We start from the raw sequence: 11,700 nt of genomic DNA on the forward strand, positions 1-11,700 counted from the left end.
AGAGCGTGTTGGGACTTTTGTCTTCTAGTCGAAAACTAACAATTTTTTGGTTAGACGAGGCACGAAAACCGGAGTTTAGCCTTAGCTAAATAGCCTGTCCCGCAGTTTGCGGGAAGGATTTTCGGGGCGAAGTATAAGCAAAAAAGTGTAGTTTGCAGGCCGATTACTAAAGTCCCAACACGCTCTTATTGATCAGGCAAAGCAGTTACGGTGATCCCTTCCGGTATCTGCGCCCCTTCAAGATTTACAATTTGGAAGGTTGCCACAGATGCCCTGAGCAGAGGGGTAATTGCCACTTTCAGGGTGGCAAGGAAGTCAGTTTGTTTGGGTTCAGTCTCGAGCCAGAGTAAGGCTGTTACAGGGCGCCCCTCCCGCAAATGCTGGTCTACCCGTGCCCAGAAAACCCAATCCATCTTTCGTCCGGGCAGGCGCACTAGAACAGGGTGCAGCAGCCTGAACAGCCATTGGCGATGGTAGTAGGTACCAATCGCCCGCAGTGCCCGCAGGGTGTCCAGGTATTTGCTGGCCATATGGTTGGCGAAGGAGCCGGGCGCAGCCAGGATGGGGTCAAACGGGTTTTCGGTTTGCCAACGCTGCCGCCTTTGGTAGTTTTTTATTTCGAGCAGTATCAGCGTGCTCCCGTGGAGGGCGATGAAGTCAACGCCCTTCAGCCCCGCCCCGCTAAAGCCCTGGAAGAAGCGGTGCGCATCGTATTTGCGGACGGCCCACCGGGCATCGAAATCAAACCGTAAGCCACTCTCCTCAAAAACAGGCATGAACTATAAGTATTTAGAGAAAGGTACAGCCTTTTGAACACGATACCTAAGTTGATCTCGCAATTTTGGCGACGCAACCCGGTGTTCCCCTTTCAAAAGTAACTGCATCGGTGTATCTTTAGAGCACTCAAAACTCATCCTATGCGACTAAGGTCTACACTGCTTATCTACTTTGTGTTGGTACTATTGCTCCCTGCTGCAGCTCTGCAGGCTCAGGAGACCGGGCCCGTTAATCCGGTTTTAGTCAGTACTGACCCCCCGCCTGCCCCTGTACGCCTCATGGCGGAATGGGAGGAGTCACAGGCATTATTGGTGAGCTGGCGCAACCAACACGCTGTTTTGCTGCGGGAAATTGTGCGGTATGGGGCAGCGGAATGCAAGGTCATCATCTTTGCAGATAACCCTACGGCGGTTTCCAACTACCTGATCAGTGGTGATGTCGACCTTGAGAATGTGGAAATCCTCAGCCCGGATTACGATTCTATCTGGATCCGCGACTATGGCCCCTGGACGATCTATCACAACGATGTAGACAGCCTGATGATTGCAGATTACATCTATAACCGCCCATGGCGACCGGATGATGATAAAATTCCGGCCTATATCGCCCAGCATTTAGGGCTGCCCATTTACGAAGCTATTGAAGCGCCCTACGATTGGGTGCATAGCGGCGGGAATAACCTCCGTGATGGCCTGGGTACGATCTTTTCCTCCGATCTGATCCTGGATGAAAACCCTTTTAAAACGGAAGCCGAGATTGACCAAATCGCTAATCTCTACTTTGGGGTAGACCGCTATGTGAAGCTGCCGTCTCTGCCTTACGATGTCATCCACCACCTGGATATGCACATGCGGTTTATTGATGAAGAAACCATCATCATTGGCGAGTACCCTGAAGGCGTATCGGACGGGCCCCAAATCGAGGCCAATATTGAATACCTGCTCAACGAGGTACCCACGCCCTTCGGCAACCCTTATCGTATCATCCGTATGCCGATGCCACCGGACGATGATGGGCGGTATCCCGACCAGAACGGTGATTACCGCACCTATACTAATTCTTTGTTTGTAAATGGGACGGTACTGGTGCCTACTTACGATGAACAATACGATACTACCGCCCTGCGCATCTACGAGGAATCCCTGCCGGGCTACAACATAGTAGGTATCGATTGCAATGGTATCATTCCAAGCCTGGGCGCCATTCATTGCATTACGAAGCTGGTTGGTGTGCACGAACCGTTGTGGATTGCGCACGCCCGCCTGCGGGACCAGGAAAGTACAGAAGAGGCTTATCCGGTCAGTGCCATCATCAAACACAGGAGTGGCATTGCGCAAGCGACCCTGCATTACCGTACAGCAGGGGCTACCGGATACACAGCGGTGGAAATGGAGCTGTCGGACACCACGGAAGCCATCTGGACGAGCAGCATTCCGGCTTTCCCGGAAAACACCGTTGTCGAGTATTACCTGGCAGCCGAGGCGAACAGCGGGAAAACCCAGGTGCGCCCCATTGTAGCACCGGAGGGTTACTTCCGGTTCAAGGTGGATGCCCTTCAGCCGGCCTTTGGCCCTGCACCTCAGGCCATCTGCCCGGGTGAACTGGTCACTTTCGGCAACCAAACCACCGGGGTGTATGATAGTATCCGCTGGGACTTCCCAGGCGGGCAGCCGGCTACTTCGACTGAAGAGATGCCCACCATCCTCTATACGGAAGGCGGTAGCTATGCAGTGCAGCTGATTGCCTACAAAGGCAGCCTGTCGGATACCCTCACCCAAGCGGACCATGTGCAGGTAAGCCAACTGCAACAGCCTTATCTGGAAACCTTCGAAGCCACTTTCCCCGCAGAAATATGGACCGTGGACAACCCGGAAGGCGATCTGGCCGCCTGGGAGCGGATTGACCTTGACTTCTGCGACCCCGGTGCCATGCGCATCAACAACTTCCTGGTGGATACCCGCAACACGAGCGACTACCTGCGCGCCAATTTTGACCTGAGCAGCCTGAATGACCCAACCCTGCGCTTTGATGTGGCCTATGCGCAAAAAACCACTGCGATTGAGGACGGCCTGCGGGTCAATCTCATCGACTGCGATGGCAACAAAACAACGGTATACGAAACCTTCGGTATTGATTTGGCGACCGCCAGCCCGGAGATTAGCCCCTTTGTGCCCGAGAGCTGTGAGGAGTGGCGCACCGAAACGGTTTCGCTTACCGATTTTGCAGGGCAAGCGGTGACCATCGAGTTTGAGAATGTGGGAGATTATGGCAACTTCATATACCTCGACCTGATCGAAGTGATGGACCTTGACCCATCGAGCGCCCCCTCAGCCGGGCAGAATGTGCTGCAGGCCAATGTATTCCCTAACCCGGTCCGTCATACTGCTCAGTTGATGGTCAACAGCCCTGAAGCAGGCCTCTTGTCCTGGAGCCTGACCAATCAAATGGGGCAACAAATGCACAGTGGGCAAAAGCAGATTTCACCCGGCAGCTTCCAATTCCAGTTGCCCTTTGAGGGACTGCCGGCCGGCACATACAACCTGCAGCTGAATATAGGGCAGGCCAATACCACGCTGAGAATTACTATTGCGGAGTAGAGTGCTAAAAAAATGTTAAAAAAAACAGGTGCATTCATGCGATTCGGCCATAGCGCTTCGTTAGATGGGGAGAAACAGGTCTGGTTTTAGGCCATGTTTCATTATCAAAACCAACTAACTTTAACAACTATGGACCAGAAGAAAGGCATGATTGCCGCCATCGTTATTCTTGCTATTCTTTTTATAGCCGCAGGCATTTGGGGGCTCACGCAAAACAATCAGCGTAAAGAGCTCGAAGGTGTCAGGGATAAATTGGAAGGCACCGTTGAAGACCTTGAAGGGCTGAGAGCAGACCTGCTCTCAGAAGTAGATAGCTTACAGGGTGAGTACACGATGCTCGCCGAGCAAAATGGAGAGTTGCAGGGCGACCTGGCACAAGCTCAGGAAACCATTGCACAAAAAGAAGCTGCAATCCGGAATATCCGTGCGAAGAGTTCTTCAGAGATCAACGCGCTGCGTGCCGAAATACAGCAGCTTATGGCACTGAAAGATGAGCTGCAGTACAATATTCAGGGGCTGGTTGCTGAAAATGACTCCCTGCGGCAGGTGATGGGCGTGATGGAAGGCGAGCTTACCGCTTCCAAGGAAGAGATCGAGCAACTCAACAACATCCGCAGGACCATCGAAGATGAAAATGACCGGCTGACGTTGGAAAACTTCAAAGCTTCCGCTTTTCAGGTAGAGCTGGAAAAAGGCAACGATAAAGTAACCTCCAAGGCCCGCCGCGTACGTACCATCCGCATAAGCTTTGACCTCACGGGCGTGCCCGAGGACCTTCAGGGGCTGCGTACCCTCTACCTTACCATCAATGACGACAAAGGGACGCCAATAGCTGCGACGAACCCGGTTAAGGCAAAGACCATCGTCAATAACCAGGAAATGGATATTATCGCAGTGAAAGCCAAAGATGTGGATATCGCTGAAAACCAGCGTTTGTCCTTCGTCTATGATTTGGAAGACAAGCTCGATCCAGGGTATTACCGGGTGTCTATCTTCTCGGAAATTGGCATGCTGGGCTCTTCCAGTATCCGCTTGCGTTAAAGCCGGAATCATCCCAAACAGCAGCCCCGGGAATTGCAATAAGTCAGTTTCCGGGGCTTGCTCTTTTTAGGAATTGCGTCAGGGATGTTCAGTGCAAGCCATAGGAAAGCTATATTTGTGTAGCAAAACGTTTGCAAATGAGGAATATACTATGGATTGTACTGCTCCCTCTGCTTTTGGCTTCCTGTGTGAGTAAGAAAAAGCATCTTGCTGCCCTGACCGTTGCTGACGCTACAGCCGATAGCTTGTCGTACCGGTTGGATTCAACCACACAGCTGGTATATCAGTTGCGGTTAGATACGGCGGAGCGCAGGGGAGAAAACAACGCCCTCCTTGCCAGCCAGGATAAACTGCAGGACCGCATCATTGCTTTGGATGATGAGATTGAGCGCATGGATCGGGATCAGTCCAGTGAAGTAGAAGACCTGGATGCCCGACTCAAAGAACGGGATGCCCTTATTGCTGAACGAGAGGCTAGAATTGATGCAATCAGGACCGTGCTGCAAACGCGCAGTGCCGAATTGGATACACTGGCCTTCCAATTGCTGGATACCCTTCAACGGGTAGACTCTGCTGTATTCACTCTGGAGGTGGAATCTGATGGGGTTTTATCGCTATCGGTCCTTTCTGATTATCTTTTTTATCCAGGCAGCACCACCCGCCTGGAGGAAACTGCTGCCCAGACCCTTCTTATCATTAGCCAATACCTGGCTGCCTATCCTACGCTGCAGCTTACCGTTGTTGGCCACAACAATAATCAACCCCTGAACCGTAAGCATATTGACAGCAAATGGGAGTTTAGCGCCATGCGTGCCGCCACGCTCGTCAATGAGCTCACCCGGAAGTACGAGCTCAGCACAAGCCGGGCAACGGCTGCCGGAAAGGGCGATTTCGCACCACGCGCCTCCAATACCACAGAAGAAGGCCGGGCGCTTAATGAACGCATGGAGTTCCGCATTGAGCAGGGGCAACGCCGGTTGCTGCGAGACCTAAAGCGTGCTTTGGATACGGGCAATCCGTAGCTGCCGGTTCTCCGATAGCGTAACTTCCTTTATCGGGCACCTCTCCGATTGCCTTTGGGCAGTCTGCTAATCCTCAAACTCCGCCTCGAGGCGCTCCATCAGGCGGCCGGAGATGCGTAAGAAATCCATTTCGGTGATGATACCAATGAGCTCATCGTTTTGGACGACCGGCAGGCAGCCGATTTTATTGTTCCGCATATTCCGCATTGCCTCCACGATGGTTTCATTAGGGCCTATGGTTTTTGGGTTTTTGATCATGATGTCTTTAACACAGGTGGCCGACTTGCTGTTGAGTTTGTTTTGGTGCGTGAAGTAGCGCAACAACAGGCGCGAGGTGATGAGGCCAACAATTTTCCCCTTAGCATCCTCAACGGGCATATACCGTATTTTTCGCCAATCCATTAGTTCCGCCACCAGTTCGATGAGGTCATCTTTTTGTACCGTAAACAAGTCGGTCTCCATAAACTCATCGACCATTAGGCGGGCGGGCTTGTAATCGGGCATATCTTCAGCGTTGGGCAGTTCCCAGGTATGTACTGGTTTATTCTCTTTTTGATTTTTAATTATAGAGGCGGTCAAGCCGCAGAGCGCTTCATCCCGGGTCACCTCTTTCGATAGTTTGGTGTAAGCCCGCAATTGCCAGCGCGACCCACTCGTGTGGTTTTTGGCGCGTTCTTCAATGATCCCCAAATACCGGTCAATATCACCGGTATCTACATTTCGGCGCTTCAGGCCTTCTCTGGCGAGAGGGATGAGCTCCTGCTGGAGAAGATCAGTAGCAGAGACCTTTTGGTCGCCAAACCAGGTAAACTTGGTATCAACACCAAATTTGGCAGACTTGATGAAATTATCCTGGGCATCTTCCCAGCCAATTTTGGTGCGGATATCGGGATAGGCAGCGTGCATGCCTTCCATCGCGCCCAACCAGAATGCGGCATTAGCCACTTCGTCAACAACGGTTGGCCCGGCAGGGATGACCCGGTTTTCTATGCGGAGGTGCGGCTTGCCGTTGGGGCTGACACCGTAGCAGGGGCGGTTCCAGCGGTAGACCGTAGAGTTATGTACCTGCAGTGCACGGAGCTTGGGCACTTTACCTTCCGCAAGCAGCTTGATGGAGTCTTCCTCCACATCAGCGCTCAGCAGCACCCGGAACCGGGCGATGTCCTCTTTGTAGATTTCCATGATAGACTTATCCAGCCAGTTGGTGCCAAAGCTTACCCTTGGGCTGCGCTGTCGCATATGCTCCTGGGTCGTGCGTACATCCAGCGCTTGTTGGAAAAGCGCAATACGGCTTTCGTGCCAGAGGCGCTTGCCAAAAACTATAGGCGAATTAGCGGCTATAGCAATGACGGGCGCCGCGAGCACCTGCGAGATGTTATATAGTGGAGCGAAATTATTAGGGCTTACCTGCAGGTGGACCTGAAAGCTGGTATTGCAAGCTTCCAGTAGGGGTGAATTATGGCGGACCAGCAATTCATCGATTCCGGAGATCCGCAGTTCGTAGGCACTGCCCTGTAGCTGGGAATTGATGGCCTCCATAAGTGCGTAGTAGCGTTTCTTGGGCGTGAGGTTGTGCATCTCCAGGTCGTACTTGCGCAGGGTAGGGAGTATCCCGGTGAGGATCAACTGGGCTTTCAGGCCTTCGAGCCGCTCACTGATTTTGTCCAGCTTGCCGGCATTCTCTTTTTCCAGCTCGCTCAGGCAAAAGCCAGTAAATTCGCGGGGGTCCAGATTGGTTTCCAGGTTGAAACGCGCCAGTTCGGTTTCCACCCAATCGTAGTCCTTCATGTGTTCGAGGGCCTCCATGGCAATCGTGGCCGGCTTGTAGGTTTTGCGGTGTACCAGGCACATCTCCTGTTCCGCCCCAATACGGACGATATCATTCTCAAACCAATCGTTATCCAGCATGTACTCCAGTGCCTGTACGTCCCGCAGGAGCTTTTTTACAAACTGTTGCATAGATGCTTTGTCCTGTACCAGAGAGACTCTTTGTTCGCCCATAAGTGTGTGTCGTTTTGTTCAGCTGCTTAAATATAGTTGATAATTGGAAAGCCGGGTATAATTTTAGTTTTTAATTTTGGATTTGAAGAGGACCTGGGAAATACAAGGCCTTAAGGTGAGCTGTGCACACAATCTTTCCCGGCACTTGAGTGTTATGAAATTATGAAGCAACTGGTTTATATTCTGCTCACGGTACTTATTCTTGCGGCCTGCCGCCGCGACAACCGGACTCCCTTATTCGATTTGGCTTACCCCAACTTCCGTTTTACCATTGAAGCCGGGCAGAACCCCATTATCCCTGGTGCTTATGCCATCCGGGGCATAGCGACTAATATTGGTTTTTTTCTCAACCAAAATAATACGGACACCTCTGCTTTTACTCAGATCAACCCATATACCGCAACGCTGCGCTGCCTCGACGGCTTTGATTATGTCTTCATGGAAGGGGTCTCCGTACGCATTTGCGAAGATGGGACAGAAGCCTGCACGCCCGCCGATGAGGTCTTCTACATCGATCAGTTGCAGCGCTATCCGGAGGATGACCGTATAGACCTGTTGCCCGGGCTGCGGAATGTCAAGCGCGACTTATCCCGCGAAAGTTACCGCCTGGAAATTGTAGTCTTTTTTGCTTTTTCCCCGCCGGCTAATTATGCTTCTCAGCTGGACATGGTCTTCCGGGCGTACCGGTAGTCATCCATTTAGAGCATATTTGGAGCTCGTTCCTATTGAAAATCAACGCTTTATGAATCTGACTTCCTCACTAAATTTTCATTTAGCCCGCTAAACTCAAATTTAGTGACTTCGCCAGAACCATAAATCCTTGATTTTCATGACGAAACCGCTCCAAACAAGCTCTTAGAAGTAAAAGGCTACCCCACCGCGTAGCCCAAAGCGCCGCGCCTGTGGATTGTCCAGGTAGTTGAGGCGCCAAACGGCTTCAATTTGAAAGACCTTCAAAATATTTTCAATACCGATACTGGCTTCCATATAGGGTTGGTCCTGCGGGGCCCGGAAGCCCGGATAGGTATTATCTTCCGTAGGGATGAAGAGGTTGAGCCGGTTGACGTCCCGGTTGGCATTGGACAGACTACCCATTATGGCTTTGAAGGTCGCATAGGACCGGAATTTCAGCTTCCGCAGCAGTGGGACATGGTTTAGGAAAAAACCATCGAAGTGGTGCTCAAGCATGAGGCTGGCGTAGGTGTCGCTGGCAAATTCGTACCGCGTCATCATATTGAAGATATTCCGCCCCACCAGGTAGCCTTCGTTGCCGGGGTGTACCTCCATGAGCAGGAAGGGGACTGTGCCGAAGACCTTGCCCGCCCGGATGCGGTAAGACAGCCAGCCCATTGGGTTAATGTAGAAGTAATGCCGGTAGCTCAGGTTGAGCTTATGGTAGGTGTACTGCCCGCCCAGCAAATCGTCAACCCCCAGCGTATACTGAAACTCTATGATGGGGTGCTTCGATCCAAAACTGCTGCGGCTGAAGTCTCCGTCCACAATCATCTCGTCTTTCACATACCGGGCCTTGAAAATAATTTCGGTGGTGCGGATGGTCGTGTCGATATCCGTCAGCCGGCCTGGATCGGAGAGGTAGGCGAAGTTGAAGCCGCGCCCGTCCGGGAAAATTCCACCGTAGGGGTCCATGTCCCGGTGCAAAAAGGTAATACGGTTGGATAAGCCGTTTTTCCAAAAGCGCTCGTAGTAGACCTTGCCCTCCCGTACACGCATCAGTTTTTGCAGTAAATCGCGCCGGAAGAGCCCGGAGAACAAGTCGCCCTGCACAAACTCTTCACTATTTTCACTATTGAGGCTGATGTCATCGATGTAAGCCAGCCCGGCGGAGGTCCTGGGGCGCCGGCTCATAATCCAGTCTGCGCTCCCGCCGTATTTGAAGCGCTCGTCTTTCAGCCCGTAGGCCAGGAAGCCGCCGAGGCGGAGGTTTTCGCTAAAGGCTTTGGTGGTACGCCCCCCAATCCGGAAACGGTCGCCTTCTACCGGGTTGAAGCTGTAGATAGAGGCGTAAGGGCCGATTTCAACTTTACCGATTTGAAGGTAGCCCACAAAAACAGTTTCCAGCACCTCCACGTAAGTTTTAAAGAGTGGCATGTTTTTGATGCTGTCCACCATGGTATACACCTGTTGCTCTGTCTTGGACAATGGCTCGTGGCGGGCATCCTGCCAAAAGGAATCACTTTCGATATTAACTTCATCGAGGCGGTAGAACTCTTCCCTTTCGATATAGTCCTGCTTGGTCCCAACTTGATTTAGGCGTACGCCTTTGAAGGTTTCGGTACGGCGGGCAATCATCCCCGGGGCATTCTCAGCGGGCGAAAAGTCAACCACCATTTTTTTCTTGACAGGCACCCAGTATGGTTCTTCCCCCCTTGGTTCGTACTCTTCGTGGATGATGATTCGGCTCACCAGGTTGATATTGGCATCGGGGGTCATCCGCAAATTAGCACGCTGAACAGCAAAGGTGGTATCCGCCACCCAGAAGTCGCCGTAAAAAGTAGGTTCCTGCTGACGCTTGGGCTTGAATTTCAGTTGGTGGCTCCAATGGCCATTGACTACAGCACTGTCGATGATGTAGTATTCGTAGTAACTAAGCCCGGATTTGGAGAAAGGGCTGGCAAAGGGCTTGTCCAATACATAAACCCAGTCGTCATAAATGCTATATTCCTGGTGAATCCGCTTGATGTATTCAATTACGGTCTGATTGTTGGTCCCGGTGGCCCGTTGTGCTTTTATGATGCGTTTGGGTTCACCCGCATCCTTCACATAAAGGACCTCCGAAATGACCTCATTGATATAGATGGGCAGGAAGGGCTTTTCGTCGGAGGTGCTGTCTATATTCTCAAAAATAAACTCGAAGGGCTTGAGCAACTTTTTGTTGCGCAGCTCCTCATCGATGTTTTCGAGGTCCAGCTCAATTTTGGCGTAGCTTTCGTAAGCGTAAGATTCCCGGGCAGTCATGCGGGTTTCGGGCTTGTGTTCAATGATGCCTCTCACAATCGCATTGGCTGGGTTTTCGCCGGCAATGACCACCACTTCGTCCAGCATAAAACTGGACCCTCCCAGGTAAAAGATGATTTCCTGATCAGCCAGGCCGGGGTCTACGGGCTTGTGCACAACATCATAGCCTATGGCACTGGCACTTAGGCTGTCCCCCACTTCGTCAACGGTTAGTTCGTAGTAGCCGTCCTCATCGGTAGAAGTACCACGGGTTGTCCCTTCAAAGAAGACATTACCAAAGGGGATGCCTTCACGGGTATCCTGATCTATCATCCGCCCGTGCAGGGTCACCTGCCCCAGGAGTGGAGCGGCGGAGGCAAGCAGTAGCAGGAATAATAGTATTGGGCTTTTCATCATCTGTTGAGACGTAATCTATATATTTGGGGCCACTAATTCAACTGTTCGTATTAATGTTATTGCCTTTTTTCGACAAAAACCAGATTGAAGCCGGTTGTGATGAAGCTGGCCGGGGCTGCCTTGCCGGTCCGGTCTTCGCTGCTTCGGTCATCCTTCCTCCTGATTTTGAGCACCCGCTGCTGAATGATTCCAAGCAATTGACGGAGAAACAGCGGTATAAAGCACGTGCTATTGTAGAGGCCGAAGCGACAGCCTGGGCCGTCGCGCAGGTGAGCCCGGGGAAAATTGACGAAATCAATATCCTCAACGCTTCATTTCTGGCGATGCACCGTGCTATTGAGCAACTGGATGAAGTGCCGGAAGCCTTACTCATTGATGGCAACCGGTTCAAGCCTTACGAGGGTATTCCTCATCATTGTATCATTAAAGGGGACGGGAAGTACCTCTCTATAGCTGCGGCATCGGTGCTGGCAAAAACTTACCGCGACGATTATATGATGCAAATCCATGAAGCTTACCCCTATTACGACTGGGCGAAAAACAAAGGCTATCCCACCAAGGCGCACCGGGCAGCTATACGGGCGCACGGTGCAACACCTCACCACCGGCAGTCGTTCAGGCTACTTCCGCAGTCTGAGTAGGGGCAGTTGTGGGATTAGAAGAGGTTTGAAGGGAGGCTCCCTAATTTTTCAGAGCCTATTGAGGGGAGGGCAGTACTAGACTTGATGCGTTGGGGATCATTACAGGGTTAAGAGCGTGTTGGGACTTTTGTCTTCTAGTCGAAAACTAACAATTTTTTGGTTAGACGAGGCACGAAAACCGGAGTTTAGCCTTAGCTAAATAGCCTGTCCCGCAATTTGCGGGAAGGATTTTCGGGACGAAGTATAAGC

At 51.8% G+C, this 11,700-nt stretch carries 8 protein-coding genes; 5 read left to right on the plus strand and 3 right to left on the minus strand.

Annotation, left to right across the window (positions count from 1 at the left end; genetic code table 11):
* Positions 1-185 precede the first annotated feature (185 nt).
* The gene (locus tag RIC19_RS21795) at positions 186-776 is read right to left on the minus strand and encodes a hypothetical protein (protein ID WP_350180491.1); all 591 of its coding nucleotides are present in this window, start codon (positions 774-776) and stop codon (positions 186-188) included.
* Between the two features lie 141 nt (positions 777-917).
* Here RIC19_RS21795 and RIC19_RS21800 point away from each other — a divergent pair, with 141 nt between their 5' ends.
* The 3 genes from RIC19_RS21800 to RIC19_RS21810 all read left to right on the plus strand — a co-directional run bounded on the left by RIC19_RS21800 (position 918) and on the right by RIC19_RS21810 (position 5,437).
* Positions 918-3,374 (plus strand): agmatine deiminase family protein, encoded by a 2,457-nt coding sequence (locus tag RIC19_RS21800; RefSeq protein WP_350180492.1) that lies wholly within the window; start codon positions 918-920, stop codon positions 3,372-3,374.
* Between the two features lie 129 nt (positions 3,375-3,503).
* Positions 3,504-4,415, plus strand: coding sequence for a DUF8428 domain-containing protein (locus RIC19_RS21805; protein WP_350180493.1), 912 nt, complete (start codon positions 3,504-3,506; stop codon positions 4,413-4,415).
* A 137-nt stretch (positions 4,416-4,552) separates the two neighbouring features.
* Complete coding sequence (locus tag RIC19_RS21810) at positions 4,553-5,437, plus strand: OmpA family protein (RefSeq protein WP_350180494.1); 885 nt, start codon at positions 4,553-4,555, stop codon at positions 5,435-5,437.
* A gap of 66 nt (positions 5,438-5,503) precedes the next feature.
* Here RIC19_RS21810 and RIC19_RS21815 read toward each other — a convergent pair whose 3' ends face one another.
* On the minus strand, positions 5,504-7,438 hold the full coding sequence (locus RIC19_RS21815) for a CBS domain-containing protein (protein ID WP_350180495.1): 1,935 nt from the start codon (positions 7,436-7,438) through the stop codon (positions 5,504-5,506).
* Between the two features lie 162 nt (positions 7,439-7,600).
* On the opposite strand from RIC19_RS21815, the gene RIC19_RS21820 reads away from it, so the two are divergent.
* Positions 7,601-8,128 (plus strand): hypothetical protein, encoded by a 528-nt coding sequence (locus RIC19_RS21820; RefSeq protein WP_350180496.1) that lies wholly within the window; start codon positions 7,601-7,603, stop codon positions 8,126-8,128.
* 165 nt (positions 8,129-8,293) lie between these two features.
* Here RIC19_RS21820 and RIC19_RS21825 read toward each other — a convergent pair whose 3' ends face one another.
* Positions 8,294-10,810 carry a DUF5686 and carboxypeptidase-like regulatory domain-containing protein gene (locus tag RIC19_RS21825; RefSeq protein WP_350180497.1) on the minus strand — a complete coding sequence of 839 codons (2,517 nt, stop codon included), beginning with the start codon at positions 10,808-10,810 and terminating at the stop codon, positions 8,294-8,296.
* 53 nt (positions 10,811-10,863) lie between these two features.
* Here RIC19_RS21825 and rnhB point away from each other — a divergent pair, with 53 nt between their 5' ends.
* The gene (gene rnhB / locus RIC19_RS21830; RefSeq protein ID WP_350180498.1) at positions 10,864-11,451 is read left to right on the plus strand and encodes a ribonuclease HII; all 588 of its coding nucleotides are present in this window, start codon (positions 10,864-10,866) and stop codon (positions 11,449-11,451) included.
* Positions 11,452-11,700: the final 249 nt, after the last annotated feature.

The sequence above is a fragment of the Phaeodactylibacter sp. genome (assembly GCF_040219495.1).
GTDB lineage: Bacteria > Bacteroidota > Bacteroidia > Chitinophagales > Saprospiraceae > Phaeodactylibacter.

Coding starts and splice junctions, on each gene's coding strand:
- RIC19_RS21815 (WP_350180495.1), bottom strand. CDS start 7,438: ATGGGCGAACAAAGAGTCTCTCTGGTACAGGACAAAGCATCTATGCAA.
- RIC19_RS21800 (WP_350180492.1), top strand. CDS start 918: ATGCGACTAAGGTCTACACTGCTTATCTACTTTGTGTTGGTACTATTG.
- RIC19_RS21795 (WP_350180491.1), bottom strand. CDS start 776: ATGCCTGTTTTTGAGGAGAGTGGCTTACGGTTTGATTTCGATGCCCGG.
- RIC19_RS21805 (WP_350180493.1), top strand. CDS start 3,504: ATGGACCAGAAGAAAGGCATGATTGCCGCCATCGTTATTCTTGCTATT.
- RIC19_RS21825 (WP_350180497.1), bottom strand. CDS start 10,810: ATGATGAAAAGCCCAATACTATTATTCCTGCTACTGCTTGCCTCCGCC.
- RIC19_RS21810 (WP_350180494.1), top strand. CDS start 4,553: ATGAGGAATATACTATGGATTGTACTGCTCCCTCTGCTTTTGGCTTCC.
- rnhB (WP_350180498.1), top strand. CDS start 10,864: ATGTTATTGCCTTTTTTCGACAAAAACCAGATTGAAGCCGGTTGTGAT.
- RIC19_RS21820 (WP_350180496.1), top strand. CDS start 7,601: ATGAAGCAACTGGTTTATATTCTGCTCACGGTACTTATTCTTGCGGCC.